General features: G+C 68.8%; 14 protein-coding genes. 9 read left to right on the top strand and 5 right to left on the bottom strand.

All coding sequences use genetic code 11. From position 1 onward, the window contains the following. Positions 1-26 precede the first annotated feature (26 nt). The 4 genes from AC1DBD_RS11480 to AC1DBD_RS11465 all read left to right on the top strand — a co-directional run bounded on the left by AC1DBD_RS11480 (position 27) and on the right by AC1DBD_RS11465 (position 3,480). A complete protein-coding gene (locus AC1DBD_RS11480; RefSeq protein WP_441418426.1) occupies positions 27-1,442 on the top strand; it encodes an NAD(P)H-quinone dehydrogenase in 1,416 nt (471 codons plus the stop codon). Positions 1,443-1,592: 150 nt separating this feature from the next. After that, complete coding sequence (locus AC1DBD_RS11475; protein ID WP_476982142.1) at positions 1,593-2,165, top strand: TetR/AcrR family transcriptional regulator; 573 nt, start codon at positions 1,593-1,595, stop codon at positions 2,163-2,165. Beyond that, positions 2,162-2,998 carry an oxidoreductase gene (locus AC1DBD_RS11470; RefSeq protein ID WP_476982141.1) on the top strand — a complete coding sequence of 279 codons (837 nt, stop codon included), beginning with the start codon at positions 2,162-2,164 and terminating at the stop codon, positions 2,996-2,998. Before AC1DBD_RS11475 ends, AC1DBD_RS11470 begins: the two co-directional genes overlap by 4 nt. Further along, complete coding sequence (locus AC1DBD_RS11465) at positions 2,995-3,480, top strand: SRPBCC domain-containing protein (protein ID WP_476982140.1); 486 nt, start codon at positions 2,995-2,997, stop codon at positions 3,478-3,480. The genes AC1DBD_RS11470 and AC1DBD_RS11465 overlap by 4 nt, the downstream gene beginning before the upstream one ends. Positions 3,481-3,592: 112 nt before the next feature. Here the strand turns inward: AC1DBD_RS11465 and AC1DBD_RS11460 are convergent, their stop codons facing one another. Next, complete coding sequence (locus AC1DBD_RS11460; RefSeq protein ID WP_476893214.1) at positions 3,593-5,050, bottom strand: benzaldehyde dehydrogenase; 1,458 nt, start codon at positions 5,048-5,050, stop codon at positions 3,593-3,595. A 169-nt stretch (positions 5,051-5,219) separates the two neighbouring features. Between AC1DBD_RS11460 and AC1DBD_RS11455 the strand changes: the two genes are divergently transcribed. Next, entirely contained in the window at positions 5,220-5,759 is a 540-nt protein-coding gene (locus AC1DBD_RS11455) for a flavodoxin domain-containing protein (RefSeq protein WP_476893213.1), read from the top strand. On the opposite strand, the gene AC1DBD_RS11450 is transcribed toward AC1DBD_RS11455, so the two are convergent. Next, a complete protein-coding gene (locus tag AC1DBD_RS11450) occupies positions 5,756-6,394 on the bottom strand; it encodes a hypothetical protein (RefSeq protein WP_476982139.1) in 639 nt (212 codons plus the stop codon). The genes AC1DBD_RS11455 and AC1DBD_RS11450 overlap by 4 nt on opposite strands. Before the next feature lie 242 nt (positions 6,395-6,636). On the opposite strand from AC1DBD_RS11450, the gene AC1DBD_RS11445 reads away from it, so the two are divergent. The 3 genes from AC1DBD_RS11445 to AC1DBD_RS11435 are packed head-to-tail and all read left to right on the top strand — an operon-like array spanning position 6,637 to position 8,959. Then, complete coding sequence (locus AC1DBD_RS11445; protein WP_441418419.1) at positions 6,637-7,458, top strand: amino acid ABC transporter substrate-binding protein; 822 nt, start codon at positions 6,637-6,639, stop codon at positions 7,456-7,458. A 36-nt stretch (positions 7,459-7,494) separates the two neighbouring features. Further along, a complete protein-coding gene (locus AC1DBD_RS11440; RefSeq protein WP_476982138.1) occupies positions 7,495-8,160 on the top strand; it encodes an amino acid ABC transporter permease in 666 nt (221 codons plus the stop codon). After that, positions 8,147-8,959, top strand: coding sequence for an amino acid ABC transporter ATP-binding protein (locus AC1DBD_RS11435; RefSeq protein ID WP_476982137.1), 813 nt, complete (start codon positions 8,147-8,149; stop codon positions 8,957-8,959). Before AC1DBD_RS11440 ends, AC1DBD_RS11435 begins: the two co-directional genes overlap by 14 nt. Positions 8,960-8,968: 9 nt before the next feature. Here the strand turns inward: AC1DBD_RS11435 and AC1DBD_RS11430 are convergent, their stop codons facing one another. Genes AC1DBD_RS11430 through AC1DBD_RS11420 form a run of 3 tightly spaced genes read right to left on the bottom strand, consistent with a single transcriptional unit; the run spans position 8,969 to position 14,178 of the window. Next, the gene (locus AC1DBD_RS11430) at positions 8,969-10,525 is read right to left on the bottom strand and encodes an FAD-dependent oxidoreductase (protein WP_476982136.1); all 1,557 of its coding nucleotides are present in this window, start codon (positions 10,523-10,525) and stop codon (positions 8,969-8,971) included. Further along, positions 10,522-12,732: a molybdopterin oxidoreductase family protein gene (locus AC1DBD_RS11425; RefSeq protein WP_476982135.1), complete on the bottom strand. Its 2,211-nt coding sequence runs from the start codon at positions 12,730-12,732 to the stop codon at positions 10,522-10,524. Before AC1DBD_RS11425 ends, AC1DBD_RS11430 begins: the two co-directional genes overlap by 4 nt. Further along, complete coding sequence (locus AC1DBD_RS11420) at positions 12,733-14,178, bottom strand: MFS transporter (RefSeq protein WP_476982134.1); 1,446 nt, start codon at positions 14,176-14,178, stop codon at positions 12,733-12,735. A gap of 286 nt (positions 14,179-14,464) precedes the next feature. Between AC1DBD_RS11420 and AC1DBD_RS11415 the strand changes: the two genes are divergently transcribed. Then, positions 14,465-15,877: an MFS transporter gene (locus tag AC1DBD_RS11415; protein ID WP_441418414.1), complete on the top strand. Its 1,413-nt coding sequence runs from the start codon at positions 14,465-14,467 to the stop codon at positions 15,875-15,877. Positions 15,878-15,938: the final 61 nt, after the last annotated feature.

Genomic DNA, 15,938 nt, shown 5'->3' with positions numbered 1-15,938 from the left:
GTCCGGATGATGGACAATGGATGATTGTGACTACGCATCCCGATTTCAGTGCCCCCCGGATCGCAATTCTTGGCGGAGGGCCCGGTGGCTACGAAGCCGCCATGGTCGCCGCATCGCTGGGAGCGCAGGTCACCATTATTGAGCGCGCCGGACTCGGCGGATCGGCGGTGCTGACCGACGTCGTGCCGTCCAAGACCTTGATCGCGACGGCGGACCTGATGACCCGCGTGGGGGAGGCCGGCGAGCTGGGTGTGAAGTTCGACCTCGACGGCGGCGACTGCAGCCCGACGATGCGTGCGGACCTCAAGCACATCAACGACCGCCTGCTGGGCCTCGCCCGGCAGCAGTCCGCCGACATCCAGAAGGGCCTGGAGGGCCAGGGCGTCCGCATCCTGCTCGGCTCCGGCAAGATGCTGGACAACCACACGATCGAGGTCCTCACTTCCGAGGGCACCGAGACCATTGAGGCCGACGCCATCCTGCTCGCCGTCGGCGCCCACCCGCGCGAACTGCCCACGGCCCGGCCGGACGGCGAGCGCATCCTGAACTGGGCACAGATCTACAACATGGACGAGCTGCCCGAGGAACTGATCGTGGTGGGCTCGGGCGTCACCGGCGCCGAATTCGCCTCCGCCTACAACGGCCTTGGCTCCAAGGTCACCCTGATTTCTTCCCGCGACCGGGTGCTGCCCGGCTCGGACACGGACGCGGCCGAGGTGCTGGAAGGCGTCTTCGAACGCCGCGGCGTGAAGGTGTTGTCCCGGGCCCGCGCCGAGACGGTGGAGCGCACGGAGGGCGGCGTCGTGGTCACCCTCGGCGACGGTTCCAAGGTCACCGGCAGCCACTGCCTGGTGGCCGTCGGCTCCATTCCGAACACCGCCGGGATCGGCCTGGAGGAGGCCGGCGTCGCGCTGACCGAGAGCGGCCACATCAAGGTCGACGGCGTCTCGCGCACCACCGCGCCGAACATCTACGCCGCGGGCGACTGCACCGGCGTGCTGGCCCTCGCTTCGGTCGCGGCCATGCAGGGACGCATCGCGATCGCGCACTTCCTCGGCGACAGCGTCACCCCGCTCAAGCTGCACCAAGTGGCCTCGAACATCTTCACCTCCCCGGAGATCGCCAACGTCGGCGTCTCCGAGGCGGAGATCGACTCCGGCAAATACCAGGGCGACGTCGTCAAGCTCTCGCTGCGCAGCAACGCGCGCGCCAAGATGCGCAACCACAAGGACGGTTTCATCAAGATTTTCGCCCGCAAGGGCTCCGGCACTGTGATCGGCGGCGTCGTGGTGGGGCCGAACGCCTCCGAGCTGATCTTCGCGATCTCCCTCGCGGTGACGCAGAAACTGCACGTCGACGACGTCGCCAGCACCTTCACGGTGTACCCGTCGCTCAGCGGCTCCATCTCCGAAGCGGCACGGCGGTTGCACGTCCACATGTAGCTGGCCGAGAGTTCCTTCGGCCGCGAACAGTCAGCACCGGCGCCCCCCAGGGCGCCGGTGCTTGGCTTTAAGCCCGGTGTGTTGGTTTGAGCAGGGGAGCCATCTTCCGTGCCGGTTTACATTCTGACATTTCATGCATATATTGTCAGAATGAATAGCCGTCCAGACGCCATCATCGACGCGGCCTACGTGTGCTTCACCCGCCACGGTGCCCGCCGGACCACAATGCACGACCTGGCGGAGGAAGCCGGCATGTCCCGGGCGGCCCTGTACCAGTACTTCCGCAACAAGGAAGACGTGTTCCGGGCGCTGGTCGAGCGCCTGCTGGCCGGTGCCCTCGCCGCCTCCGAACACGCGGCGGAAATGGAAGGGCTCCCCGAGGCGCGGCTGGCAGGGATCCTGTCGGCCAAGCTCGGCCTGGTGATGCAGATCTGGCGGGACAGCCCGGCACATGCGGCAGAACTCCTTGGCGTCGACACACGCCTGAGTTCGGACGTGCTTGGACGCTACGACGAGGCAATGCTCGGTCTGCTGACGCGGACGCTTCAGGACTCTTACCCGGCGGCGGACGCCCCGGAAGCCGCCGAGATCCTGCTGGCCTTCACCCGCGGCCTGGAGGCGGGCGTTTCCAATCCAGCCGCCCTGCCCGAGCGTCTGCGTCGGGGCGTCGAAGTCTTCGTCACCGGTCTCAACAGCCTCACTCCTACGAAGGAACAACCATGACCACAGCAGTACTGATCACCGGAGCCTCCTCCGGCATTGGCCGCGCGACAGCCGAACGGCTGCTCGCCCAACCCGGGTTCACCGTCTACGCCACCGCGCGACAGCCTGAGGCGATTGCCGATCTTGGGCGTGCCGGAGCCAAAGTCCTGGCGCTCGACGTCACCGACGAAGCATCGATGGCCGCGGCCGTTGGCGCCGTCGAGGAACAGCACGGCAGCGTCGGAGTCCTCATCAACAATGCCGGTTACGGCGAGTACGGGACGATCGAGGAAGCCGAGCTGGATGCGGTCAGGCGGCAGTTCGAGACCAACGTTTTCGGCTTTTCCCGGATGATCCAGCTGGTGCTGCCGGGGATGCGGGCCGCCGGGGCCGGGCGGATCGTCAACATCGGTTCGATGGGAGGCCGGGTCACGTTCCCCGTCGGAGGCTACTATCACGCCACTAAGTACGCCGTGGAGGCCATCACTGACGCGCTCCGCTTCGAGACCGCGCCCTTCGGCATCCACACCTCCTTGATCGCCCCGGGCCTGATCCGCACCGGCTTTGGCGCCACCGCCTCCCGGACCCTGGCCGCCTCCGGCAAAGCGGCAGGACCGTACGCGGCCCTGCGGGCTGCCGCGGACGAGCAAATGGCCACCTCCTACGCCTCGCCGGTCCTCGCTGCCGAACCCGACGCCGTCGCCAGCGCGGTTGAGCACGCAGTGACGTCCCGCCGGCCCCGGCCCCGCTATACCGTCACCCCGGCCGCCAAAGCCATCGTCCAGTCCCGGCGGTTCCTGGGCTCGGGACTTTTCGATGCCTACCTCCGCCTGCAGTTCAAGAGCAAGAAATGAAGCCCACCGACAGTTGGCCCGCACCCTTCGACCCCTCGACGGCGCGGGTTTACGCCTACAACGAGATCCGCACCCACCTGCCTGCCGAACTGCTTTGGCAGGTGCTCATCGAAGCGGCCGCGTGGCCCCGGTGGTACCGCAATGCCCGCGACGTAAGCATTGATGGCGGAGGGCAACTGCTGACCAGCGCATCGACCTTCACCTGGACCACCTTCGGCCTCCGCGTGGCCGGCACAGTCCGGGAGTTCGCCCCGTCCAGCCGGCTGGCCTGGGAGGGCGCCGGGCGCGGGTCCTCCGGATACCACCGCTGGGATCTGCAGCCCACCCCCGACGGCGGCACGCTCATTGTGACCGAAGAGGTCCAAAGCGGAATCATCGCGCGGCTTCTGGGACCGGTAGTGAAGCGGAGCATCGAACGGCAGCACCAACACTGGCTCGAGGCCCTGGTCGAGACAGCGGAAGCCGCGACGGTCAGGCCGTAGGCCACGTCGACCCCAGGGACGGTGCACCTTACCGACTCGCACCGGCGGAAAAGGGAGGGACCGGCGGAAGTTTCCGCCGGTCCCTCCCTTTTTGTTCCGCTCAGGCGGCCGCTTAGAACGGGTACGGCGCGATGTCCGGGCGCATCGTGAGCCACTGGATCTCCGTGAAGGACTCCATATTGGCGTGGTGGCCGCCGATCCGGGAACCGTTGCCGGAGTTCTTCGTTCCGCCGAACGGGGAGTTCGCCTCGTCGGAGACCGTCTGCTCATTGATATGGACCTTGCCGGAGTCGAGCCGGTCCGCGATGGTCATGGCCATGCCGACGTCGCCCAGGATGCCGATCGACAGGCCGTATTCGTTGTCGTTGGCCAGCGCCACGGCCTCGTCAAGGGTGGAGAACTTCATCACCGGCGCCACCGGGCCGAAGATCTCGTCCTTCCACGCCGGGCTGTCCTCCTTCAGGTCCACCAGCACGGTGGGCTGGTAGAACCGGCCGTCGTGGGTGCCGCCGGCAGCCAGCCGGGCGCCGGCCTGCACCGCGTCCTGGACAATTCCGTCCACCCGGTGCAGCTGGCGTTCGTCGATCACCGGGCCCAGTGCCACGGTGCCGCTCTTCGGATCTCCCACCGGCAGGTGGCCGGCCTTCTCGGCGAGGGCGGCGACGTAGTCCTCGTAAATGTCCTCGTGGACAATGTGCCGGCCGGCCGCCATGCAGATCTGGCCCTGGTGCATGAATGATCCGAAGGCGGCCGCTGAGGCTGCCTTGGCCAGGTCGGCGCCGGGCAGCACGATCAGCGCGTTGTTGCCGCCCAGCTCGAGGTGGGCACGCTTGAGCAGCCGGCCGGCGGTTTCGCCGATCTTGCGGCCGGCCGCCGTCGAGCCGGTAAAGGCGATCACCCGGACTTCGGGGGCTTCGACGACGGCGGCGCCGATGTCCGCGCCGCCGGGCAGCAGCGAGAGCAGTCCCTGCGGGAGTCCGGCCTCCTCGAAGATCCGCATCAGCGTCACCCCGCCGCAGACCGCGGTGCGGGGGTCCGGCTTGAGCAGCACCGCGTTGCCGAGGGCGAGGGCTGGGGCGACGGCGCGGATCGAGAGGATCAGCGGGAAGTTGAACGGTGCGATCACCGAGACCACGCCCACCGGCCGGCGTCGGGCGAAGGACCAACGGTTTTCGTTGGAGGTGAGCACGTCGCCGGCCGGGAGTGAGGGCAGTGCAGAGGCGTCATAGCATTCGTTGGCGGCGATGTGCGTTTCCAGTCCGGCCTTGGGCGGGATGCCGCCGGATTCGCGCACGATCCAGTCCTGGATTTCCGCGCCGTGCTCCTCCCAGAGCTGCCCGGCACGGCGCAGTACGGCCGCGCGGTCCTCGGGATTGCGGGCGGCCCATTCCTTCTGTGCCTTGGCAGCGGCCGTGGCGGCCTCCCGGACATCCGCAACGGAGGCGACGCCGTAGCTGCCCAGGGTGTCGCCGGTGGCTGGTTCGACGGCGTCGGCGGTCCCACCGCCGCCGGTGCGCCAGCCGTTGAGGTAGATCTTGCCCTCCCAGAGGGCTGAGTCGAGCAGGGACATGTCTGTCCTTTCATCGTGGGGCTGCCTGAGGCAGTCTGGTGCGGCCGTCCGCCGGGCCGAAAGCGTACGGGCCGATCCCGTCCATCACATGCTGTGCCGGCTCCGCCGTCAAGACCCTCGGTGACATTCGGCCCTAGCCCGGCGCTAAACGGTGCTCGCACAGTGGACCATGGCCAACATTTACCTTCCGTTCGGGACCGTCGAGGGCCAGACGGCCCGGATCGCCGAGTACATCGCCTACGTCATCCGTGAGCACGGCCACGAGGCACGGACCGCCGACCTGCAGACCGCCGGCGACGCCCTCCCGGATGAGTACGACGCCGTCATCGTCGGCGCCTCGGTCCACATGGGCAAGCACGAGGGGGTCGTCACCGACTTCGTCCGCGCGAACAAGGCCGCGCTGGAACGTTTGCCTTCGGCGTTGTTCTCGGTCAGCCTCGCCGTGGTCGGGGACGAGGGACGGGCGGAAAGCTATGTGGAGAAGTTCGAGGAGGAAACGGGGTGGCGGCCGGCGCACGTCGGCTTGTTCGGCGGGGCCCTGCTGTACAGCGAGTACGGCTTCCTCAAGCGGCACATGATGAAGAGGATCGTCAGCGGACAGGGTTCCCCGGACACGGACATGTCCCGCGACTACGTCTATACCGAGTGGGACGGCGTCCGGCGCTTTGCGGAGGACTTCCTGGCCGGCTTGCCCGCCGCCAGCGCCTAGACGACCGCGGCCCGAACGCTTCCCGACGCCGAACTGCCCCTGGCCATCCGGGCCGCCAGCAGGTAGACGGCACCGGTGATCAGCGGGACCGCGCTTGCCGCCGCGAGCGAGGCGATCGGGCCCGACCGGCCGAGCACCGTGATCAGCAGCGGCAGCGCACCCAGGGCCAGCAGCAGCCAACCCGCCAGGGCGGTCCGCTTCAACCCGAGGATGGCGGCCGGGAACGCCAGGGCGACGACGCCGACGGCCAGCACCGGTCCGTTCACTTCCTGGAAGCTGCGCGCCATCGTCGAGTCGACGGCAAACCACACGCAAAGCGCCACGAAGGCCGCCGTCAGTGCCACCAGCAGGGGAGCTGCCCCCGCCGGCCAGAACCAGGCGAGGGCCGCTAGGACCAGCATCGGAATCGCCCAGGCCAGGAGCACCGTCAGACCGGACGACCCGCCCGGTTCCTCCAGGGCGTAGCCGCCGATGAATGCCGCGCCGAACACGGTGAAGACCGTCATCAGCACCGCGCCCGTCCGGGTCAGCGCGGTCGCGCGCCGCTGCGGATCCTTCTGCCGGTTGAGCACAACTCCGAGCACGACGGCGACCACGACGACGGCGGCCACGGCCTGGATGATGGGGACCGACATGGGTGCCTCCCAGGGGCGGTGGGATCCTGTGCTTATTGAAGCCCAGCGGGGGAGCGCGGCCAAGGGGAGAAAGGCCTGATGGGGCGAACGAGTGCAATCGCCAAACCTGTCTCAGGCCGGGCCGTCATACGCCGTCATTTGGGGTCTTCCATCGAGGAGCGGTCTTGCTATCGTCGCAAGTAAGAATGCCGCCACGCGGCCAAGCTGGCGAGCCCTTGCCGGCTCCTCGACGAAGGACCACCATGAAGCGCACACGACTTTCCGTTATCGGCCTCATCGCAGCTGCAGGACTCGCCCTGGCCGGATGCGGGTCGGCGTCCACGACGCCTGCCAGCTCCGCACCGGCAGGCGGCCCGGACACCTCGTTGAGCGACGTCAAGAGCGCCGGGGTGCTCAGGGTCGGTACCGAGGGCACCTACAAGCCTTTCTCCTTCCACGCCAACGGCAGCGGCGAACTGACCGGCTACGACGTCGAGATCATCACCGCCGTCGCCGGCAAGCTCGGCGTCAAGCCGGCCTTCCAGGAGACGCAGTTCGACGCCATCTTTGCCGGACTCGAAGCCAAGCGGTTCGACGTCGTCGCCAACCAGGTCTCAATCACGGACGAACGCAAGGCGAAATACGACTTCTCCACCCCGTACACCGTCAGCACCGGCGTCATTGTCACCAAGTCCGACAACGGGGACATCACCTCCTTCGACAGCCTGAAGGGCAAGACCACGGCGCAGTCGCTGACGAGCAACTGGTACAAGCTGGCACAGCAGAGCGGAGCCAACGTGCAGGCGGTTGAGGGCTGGGCACAGGCCATCACGCTGCTCAAGCAGGGCCGCGTCGATGCCACCATCAACGACAAGCTCACATACCTTGACCAGCAGAAGACGGCCCGCGATGACAGCATCAAGATTGCCGCCGAGACCACGGACAAGTCACTCAGCGCCTTCGCGTTCCGCAAGGGCTCGACCAGCCTGACCGCCGCCGTCGACAAGGCCCTCACCGAACTGCAGGCCGACGGTACCCTCAAGAAGATTTCGCAGAAGTACTTCAACGCCGACGTCACCAAGTAGCCGGATGGAAACCGTCGAAGAACGCGGCTCCCGATCATGACGATCAACTGGGATCTCGTCTGGGGGTCGCTGGGACCGATCCTGATGGGGGCGATCACCGGCACCATTCCCGTGGCGCTGGCCTCGTTCGCCCTGGGGCTGCTGCTTGCCCTGCTGGTCGCCCTGATGCGGCTCAGCCGCAATCCCGTCCTCTCGGCGATCGCACGGATCTACATCTCCGTAATCCGCGGCACGCCGCTGTTGGTTCAGCTGTTTGTCATCTTCTACGGGCTGCCGTCCATCGGCATCACCATCAGTCCGTGGCCCAGCGCGATCATCGCCTTCTCCCTGAACGTGGGCGGCTACGCCGCCGAAGTCATTCGGGCGGCCATCCTGTCCGTTCCCAAAGGCCAGTGGGAGGCCGGCCACACCATCGGCATGTCGCGGCGCCAGTCACTGGTGCGGATCATCCTGCCGCAGGCCGCGAGGGTCTCGGTCCCGCCGTTGTCCAACACCTTCATCAGCCTGGTCAAGGACACCTCGCTGGCCTCGCTGATCCTGGTGACCGAGCTGTTCCGCCAGGCGCAACAGGTGGCGGCCTTCAGCCAGGAATTCATGCTGCTGTACCTGGAAGCAGCCGTCATCTACTGGATCATCTGCCTGGTCCTCGCCGGCGGCCAGTCAGCCCTCGAGAAGAGATTGGACCGCTATGTCGCCCACTGAATCCGATCTCCCGGACGGTGGCCTCCCGGACGCAACACCGGACGCCACCCCGCTCCTGTCCGTCCGCGGACTCCGCAAGGCGTTTGGAAAGCACGAAGTGCTCAAATCCATTGACGTGAACGTCCGCCGGGGTGAAGTGGTCACCCTGATCGGGCCCTCCGGGTCCGGCAAAACGACGGTCCTACGGTGCCTCAACGGCCTCGAAGTTCCCGACGCCGGCGTCGTGGAGTTCGACGGCGACCTCACGGTCGACTTTTCGGAGCAGGTGTCCAAGAAGCAGCTGGCGGCCATGCGGGACCGCAGCGCGATGGTGTTCCAGCACTACAACCTGTTCCCGCACAAGACCACCCTGGAAAACGTCATCGAGGGCCCGGTCCAGGTGCAGAAGCGGCCCAAGGCCGAGGCCGTCAAGGAGGCCCGGGAACTGCTCGCCCGGGTCGGGCTTGCCGACAAGGAAAACAGCTATCCCTTCGAGCTCTCCGGCGGCCAGCAGCAGCGGGTCGGCATCGTGCGCGCCCTGGCCCTGCGGCCGCAGCTGCTGCTTTTTGACGAGCCGACGTCGGCGCTTGACCCCGAGCTGGTGGGTGACGTCCTGACCGTCATCAAGGAGTTGGCGGACGAGGGCTGGACCATGGTCGTGGTCACCCACGAGCTCGCCTTCGCCCGCGAGGTTGCCGACGAAGTCATCTTCATGGACGGCGGGGTGGTCGTGGAACGTGGGCACCCGGACACGGTGCTGCGCGCCCCGCGCGAGGAGCGCACCCGGCAGTTCGTGGACCGGCTGCTGAACCCGTTCTAAGGCAGGTCCCTAGGCCACCGCGCCTTGGAAGTGCTTCTCGATGAGCCCCTTGATGTCCTCGTGGCAGCCGCCGCAGCCGGTGCCGGCGCGGGTGGAGGCTGAGACCTCGGCCACCGTCCCGCAACCGGAGGAAACCGCGGCGGCAATGGAAGTCCCGCTCACCCCGGCGCACCGGCACACCCTGCGGTCCGGATCAGTAGCAGTAGGAGCAGCTTGGTCCGGGCCGTCCAGGCGCAGCAGCAGCGACCGGTCCGCGGGGAGCTCCGCGCCGCGCTCGAAGAGCTGTACCAGTTCCGCCGCCGTGCGCGGCATGCCCACGGCCACGAGGCCCTCAAGCACACCTGCGCGCGTGGTCATCTTGACGTAGCGCCCGTGCTCAGGGTCGGCCCACTGGGCCACCTGTAGCCGGGCCCGGCCGCCAACGGCGCCCGGGGTCAGGGCTTCCTCGTCCCAGGGCTCCGCGGAGACGTCCCCGGCCACGGCCATGGTCAGCCCGCGGGCCTTGAGCACCAGCACGCCCGGCTGTTCCGCCGGCAGCGGCGGCAGGGTTTCCGCCCCGGCCGGGGAGCCGGAGGCCAGCAGTGTCAGGTATTCGGCGAGCCATTCGGCCTGCCGCCAGCCCGGTCCCACCAGCCCGGACGGGCCCCGGGCGCTCCGGCAGTCCAGGCAGTCCGGGTCGGGGCAGCGGACCTCGGCGCAGTCGCCGATCGCGAAGATGTGGGGTTCGTGGTGCGCCCGCAGCCGGTGGTCCACCAGGATGCCGGCCGCCGTCGACAGTCCGCAGCCCTCGGCGAGTTCGGTCCGCGGCCGGACGCCGCAGGAGAGGACCAGCAGCTCGCCGTCGATCGCGGCACCGTCCTCCAGCAGCAGCGCGGAGAAGCCGCCGTCGGGCGCGTTGTGTTCAACGGCGACCGAGCGCGCGTTGCCGGCCACCTTCACGCCGCAGTTCCGCAGCGAAGCTGCCAGCACGGCGCCGCCGCCGCGGTCCATGTTGCGCCCCAGCGGGTGCGGGCCGTTGTGCACGACGGTCACGGCGGCGCCCTCCTCGGCTGCGGCCAGCGCCGTCTCGAGTCCCAGAACGCCGCCGCCGAGGACCACCACGCGCTTTCCGCCGGCTACCGCCGCCTGCAGCGCCGAGGCATCCGCCAGGTCCCGCAGCGCCGTCACGCCGGCGGGCAGCACCGGGGCGGCCGGATCCGGGTTCAGCCCGGTGAGGTTGGGGATTACCGGACGGGAACCGGTGGCGAAGACAAGCCGGTCGTAGCCGGGGGAGCCGCCGTCGCTGAGGAGGACCCGCTGCCGGGCGCGGTTCACCCGGCGGACCCGGGTGCCCAGCCGGACATCCACGCCGTCGGCAACCAGCGCCGCCGCATCGGCCAGCGCCATGGCGCCTGCCGTGGTCCGGCCGACGCCGAGGTCGGCCACCAGCACCCGGTTGTAGGCCGCCTCCGCCTCCTCGCCGACCACCGTCAGTTCCACCAGGCCTCCCCGCACCGCGGGCAGCAACTCGTCGATCAGCCGCGCCGCCACCGGGCCGAAGCCCACCACCACAATCCGTTCCGTCATGATGCACCTTCCATCTGGAGGACTTCGGCCTGCACTCCTTCGACCCGGGAGCCTGCCGCAGCAGGCCGCACCCACACCTTGCTGGTCTTGAATTCCGGCATCCCGGAGACCGGGTCCGTGGCGGCCTCGGTGAGCCGGTTCGCGCTCTCCCATCCTGGGAAGTGGAACGGCAGGAACACCGTCTCCGGCCGGATCCCCGCGCTCAGCTCCGCCCGGCAGAGGACCTCGCCGCGCCCGTTGGCGACAGCTACGACGTCGCCCTCGGCGATGCCCTGCGCCGCGGCGGCGGCCGGGTGGATCTGCAGCCGCGCCTCGGGCTGTGCGGCGGCGAGGGCGGCCACCCGGCGGGTCTGGACGCCGGACTGGTAGTGCTCCAGCAGACGCCCGGTGATCAGGGTCATCGGGGTGCCCGCCGGGTCGGCGCCGCCCGCCGCGACCGGAAGCGTTCGACGGCGCGGCGCCACTGGAGTGAACACCGCCCGGCCGTCCGGATGGGCGAAGGAGTCCAGGAACAGCCGCGGCGTCCCGGATCTCCCGGCCGGGTAGGGCCAGTAGGCTTCCTCGCCGCGGTCCAGCAAGGCGTAGTCGATCCCGGAGTAGTCGGCCAGGCCGCCCGCGGAGGCGAGCCGGAGCTCCTCGAACACGGTCTCCGGATCCTCGCTGAAGGTCGAGGGCGCGTCCAACAGCGCGGCCAGCCGGGTCATGATCCAGAGTTCGCTGCGCACACCGGGCGGGGGAGTGATGGCCCGCCGGCGGCGCAGCACCCGGCCCTCGAGGTTGGTCAGGGTGCCTTCCTCCTCCGCCCACTGGGTCACCGGCAGGACCAGGTCCGCCTCGGCCGCGGTCTCGGACATAAAGAAGTCGCAGACCACCAGGAAGTCCAGGCTGCGCAGCCCGGCGATCACGGCGTTCGCATCCGGGGCGGAGACCGCCACGTTGGCGCCGTGAACGAAGAGGCAGCGGACGCCGTCGGGCCGCCCCAGGGACTGGAGCAGCTCGACGGCGGGGACGCCGGGACCGGGGATCGAGGATTCGGGGACACCCCATACGCCGGCGACGTGGGCGCGGGCGGCGGGGTCGGTGATCTTGCGGTAGCCGGGAAGCTGGTCCGCCTTCTGGCCGTGCTCGCGGCCGCCCTGGCCGTTGCCCTGGCCGGTGAGGGTGCCGTAGCCGCTGCGCGCCGAGCCCGGCAGGCCCAGCAGCAGGGCGAGGTTGATGGCGGCGGTGGCCGTGTCCGTGCCGTCCACGTGCTGCTCCACGCCGCGGCCGGTGAGGATGTAACTGCCGCCCTGCCGCGCACCTTCGGCCAGCCGCCGGGCGGTGTCGCGGACCAGCCCGGCCGGGACCCCGGTGAGGGACTGCACGCGCTCCGGCCAGTAGGGGCCGACGCTGCGGACCAGGGCCGGGTAGCCGGTGGTCCGCTCCGCGATGTAGGCGCCGTCCGTCAGGTCCTCGTGGATGACAACGTGGGCCAGGCCCAGCAGCAGGGCCAGGTCGGTGCCCGGCAGGGGCTGCAGGTGCAGGCCGCCGCCGTCGGCAGTGAATGCCGCGGTGGCGGAGCGCCGGGGGTCGACGACGATCAGCCCGCCGGCGTCGCGGGCCCCTTGCAGGTGCTGGACGAACGGCGGCATGGTCTCGGCGACGTTGGAGCCCAGCAGCAGGACGGTGCTGGCGGAACCCAGGTCCGCCAGCGGGAACGGCAGGCCCCGGTCCAGGCCGAAGGCCCGCATCCCGGCCGCGGCGGCCGAGGACATGCAGAACCGGCCGTTATAGTCGATCCGCGAGGTGCCCAGCGCCAGCCGGGCGAATTTGCCCAGCTGGTAGGCCTTCTCGTTGGTCAGGCCGCCACCGCCGAACACCCCGACGGCGTCCGGCCCGTACGCGGCGCGGGTGTTCTTGACCGCGGCGGCGGTGAGCTCCAGGGCCGTGTCCCAGCTGACCGGTCGGTGCACGCCGTCGGGGCCCCGGAGCAGCGGCTCGGTGACGCGCCCCGGGTGCTCCAGCAGCGACGCCGAGGTCCAGCCCTTGCGGCACAGGCCGCCGCGGTTGGTGGGGAAGTCCCGGCCGGCCACTTCCAGCGGAGTCTCGGGCCGTGCCGGAGCTGCAGCCGCCGGAACTGCCGACGCCGGTTGCACCTCCGGAACGGTCAGCGTCATGGCGCACTGGAGGGCACAGTACGGGCAGTGCGTGGCGGCGCCGTCGCTCATTTAGACGTGTCCTTTTCCGTGGCGGGTGGCGGGGCGCAGGTAGCAGGTCCAGCAGACGGCCAGCATCACCAGGTAGGCCGCGACGAAGCCGTAAAAGGCCGGGGTGTAGGAACCGCTGGCGGTGTTGGAAGCGTTCAGGACCTGCGGGATTACGAAGCCGCCGTAGGCGCCGATCGCGGAGATCAGGCCCAGCGCGGAGGACGCCAGCCGCTGGGTGGCCACGGTGCTGGCCCCGGACAGGGCTGCCCGGCTGTGCAGGGCGAAGATCACCGGGATCATCCGGTAGGTGGCCCCGTTGCCGAAGCCGCTGGCGGTGAACAGCGCCAGGAACAGGGCCAGGAAGAGCCAGAAGTTGCCCAGCGGCAGGGTCCAGACCATGGCCAGGGTGATGACGGCCATCGCGGCGAACGCGGTCACGGTCATCCGCGCGCCGCCCAGCCTGTCCGCCATCCTGCCGCCGTAGGGCCGGGCCAGCGAGCCGACCAGCGGCCCGAGGAACGCCAGGGACAAGGCCACGGTCCCGACGCCGATCGAGGAGAAGGCCGGGAAGTAGTCCTTGATGAGTTTGGGGAACACGCCGGCGAAGCCGATGAAGGAGCCAAAGGTGCCAATGTAGAGCAGCGCCATGATCCACAGGTGCGGTTCCTTGACCGCGGCGAGCGAGCCGGCGACGTCGCCCTTGGCGCTGGTCAGGTTGTCCATGTACTTCCAGGCGCCGAAGGCGGCGAGCAGGATCAACGGGATCCACATCAGCCCGGCCACCGGCAGGTTCACGGTCCCGGCGGCCAGCACGGTAATGGCGACCGGCACGGCGAGCTGGGCGACGGCGGCGCCCAGGTTCCCGCCGGCGGCGTTCAGCCCCAGCGCCCAGCCCTTTTCGCGGGCCGGGTAGAAGAAGGTGATGTTGGCCATCGAGCTGGCGAAGTTGCCGCCGCCGAATCCGGCCAGGGCGGCCACGAGCAGCATGACGCCGAACGGGGTGCCGGGGTTTCCGACGCACAGGGCCAGCCCGGTCGAGGGGATCAGCAGCAGCATGGCCGAGACGATGGTCCAGTTCCGGCCGCCGAAGCGGGGAACCATGAAGGTGTAGGGGATCCGGAGCGTCGCACCCACCAGGCTGGGCATCGAGATCAGCCAGAAGATTTCGTTGGTGGAGAAGCGGAAGCCGGCCCCGGGGAGCTGGACCACCACTATCGACCAGAGCTGCCAGACCACAAAGCCCAGGAACTCGGCGAAGATGGACCAGTTCAGGTTCCGCCGGGCGATGCCGCGGCCCAGGGACTCCCACTGGGTCTTGTTCTCGGCGTCCCAGTTGGCGATCCAGCGGCCCGGGCGGTACTCGAGCGCGGGGCCGGCGACGGCGGTGCGCTCGGCGGCGGGTGCGGCATCGGCGTCGTGGTTGGGGGAAACGCCGGTTGCGGCGTCGGCAATGCGTTCAGCAGTCACGGGGACCTCCTTCGGGGTTGTCCCTCAAAACTAGGGACGCCGCATTTCCGGGACGCTCGCGCTTTGTTAACGTGCTGTGACGTTTGCCTATCGGCTCCTTTGTGACGGCGTGAGGCGGCGTGGGCGCCGCAGCGGGGGCGACCAACAGGTGGGACGACACGAATCGTCCAAATAGTGGAACATTTGTCCATTGCGTGGACACGAGGAACTAATATCAGACATATATCCATTCCTTAGCCGGACGCCTCTCCGCAGGGCGATCCGGTCTTCATGAAAGCGTCACTACATGTCATCCACTGCCACTTCGACGGAGCATGGGTCCGCCAAGCAGGTGAACTCGCGCGGCCGCGTGATCGTCGCCAGCTTGATCGGCACCACCGTTGAGTTCTACGACTTCTACGTCTACGCCACGGCCGCCGTCCTGGTCTTCCCGAAGCTCTTCTTCCCGGGCCAGAACGAGACCACCCAGCTGCTGAGCTCTTTCGCCGTCTTCGGCGTTGCCTTCATCGCCCGCCCGCTCGGCTCGATCGTCTTCGGCCACTTCGGTGACAAGTTCGGCCGCAAGGGCACCCTGGTCGCCTCGCTGCTCACCATGGGCATCGCGACGTTCCTGATCGGCTGCCTCCCGACGGCCACCGTTCCCGGCTGGACCTTCTGGGCCCCGGCCCTGCTCGTCGTGATGCGCTTCGCCCAGGGCCTCGCCCTCGGCGGCGAATGGAGTGGCGCGGCCCTGCTGGCCACCGAGAACGCCCCGGCCAACAAACGCGCCATCTACGGCACGTTCCCGCAGTTGGGCGCGCCGATCGGCTTCATCATCGCCAACGTGATCTTCCTGGTCTTCAGCTACACCCTGAGCCCGGCGGCCTTCGAAGCGTGGGGCTGGCGCGTGCCGTTCCTGCTCAGCGCCGTCATGGTCATCATCGGCCTGTACGTCCGGCTCAAGCTGATCGAAACCCCGGCCTTCACCAAGGTCATCGAATCCAACGAGGTCGCCAAGCTGCCGCTGGGCCGGGTCTTCAAGAGCAGCTGGCGCCAGCTGATCCTGGGCACGTTCATCATGCTCGCCACCTACGTGCTCTTCTACCTGATGACCACGTTCACCCTGACCTACGGCACCCGCGCATCCAGCCTGGACGCCGCCAAGGCCGCCGCCGAGAAGGCCGGCAAGCCGATGACCGAGGCAGCAGCCGCTGCCTTTGTCCCGGGCCTGGGCTTCACCCGCAACGACTTCCTCTGGATGCTCATTGCCGGCGTCGTGTTCTTCGGCATCTTCACCCTGGTCTCCGGTCCGCTGGCCGAAAAGTACGGCCGCCGCAAGATGCTGATTGCCGTGACCGCGGGCATCTTCGTCTTCGGCCTGCTGTTCGTTCCGCTCTTCAGCGGCGGCTTCGTCGGCACCATGGCCCTGCTGATCATCGGCTTCTCCCTGATGGGCCTCACGTTCGGGCCGATGGGCGCGCTGCTGCCGGAGCTGTTCCCGACCAACGTCCGGTACACCGGCTCGGCCATCAGCTACAACGTCTCCAGCATCCTGGGCGCGGCTGTGGCACCGTTCATCGCCGTCTGGCTCTGGGAACTGGCGAAGGGCAGCCCCGTGCTGGTGGGCGTGTACCTTACCGCCATGGCCGTGCTGACGCTGATCGCCCTGTTTGTGAGCAAGGAAACCCGCGACCTGGATTACGAGAACAACGTAGCCTGACGCTCCAGCCCGGATATTGGCCGAAATGCCCGGTGTGTTCTGTGGACACGCCGGGCATTTC

It is taken from the genome of Arthrobacter sp. 10T419 (assembly GCF_056394105.1).
This window is presented reverse-complemented; position numbering and strand designations above follow the sequence as displayed.

Excerpts from the sequence above, each read along its gene's own strand:
- AC1DBD_RS11475 (WP_476982142.1), top strand. The coding sequence starts at position 1,593 with ATGAATAGCCGTCCAGACGCCATCATCGACGCGGCCTACGTGTGCTTC.
- AC1DBD_RS11470 (WP_476982141.1), top strand. The coding sequence starts at position 2,162 with ATGACCACAGCAGTACTGATCACCGGAGCCTCCTCCGGCATTGGCCGC.
- AC1DBD_RS11465 (WP_476982140.1), top strand. The coding sequence starts at position 2,995 with ATGAAGCCCACCGACAGTTGGCCCGCACCCTTCGACCCCTCGACGGCG.
- AC1DBD_RS11460 (WP_476893214.1), bottom strand. The coding sequence starts at position 5,050 with ATGTCCCTGCTCGACTCAGCCCTCTGGGAGGGCAAGATCTACCTCAAC.
- AC1DBD_RS11455 (WP_476893213.1), top strand. The coding sequence starts at position 5,220 with ATGGCCAACATTTACCTTCCGTTCGGGACCGTCGAGGGCCAGACGGCC.
- AC1DBD_RS11450 (WP_476982139.1), bottom strand. The coding sequence starts at position 6,394 with ATGTCGGTCCCCATCATCCAGGCCGTGGCCGCCGTCGTCGTGGTCGCC.
- AC1DBD_RS11445 (WP_441418419.1), top strand. The coding sequence starts at position 6,637 with ATGAAGCGCACACGACTTTCCGTTATCGGCCTCATCGCAGCTGCAGGA.
- AC1DBD_RS11440 (WP_476982138.1), top strand. The coding sequence starts at position 7,495 with ATGACGATCAACTGGGATCTCGTCTGGGGGTCGCTGGGACCGATCCTG.
- AC1DBD_RS11435 (WP_476982137.1), top strand. The coding sequence starts at position 8,147 with ATGTCGCCCACTGAATCCGATCTCCCGGACGGTGGCCTCCCGGACGCA.
- AC1DBD_RS11430 (WP_476982136.1), bottom strand. The coding sequence starts at position 10,525 with ATGACGGAACGGATTGTGGTGGTGGGCTTCGGCCCGGTGGCGGCGCGG.
- AC1DBD_RS11425 (WP_476982135.1), bottom strand. The coding sequence starts at position 12,732 with ATGAGCGACGGCGCCGCCACGCACTGCCCGTACTGTGCCCTCCAGTGC.
- AC1DBD_RS11415 (WP_441418414.1), top strand. The coding sequence starts at position 14,465 with ATGTCATCCACTGCCACTTCGACGGAGCATGGGTCCGCCAAGCAGGTG.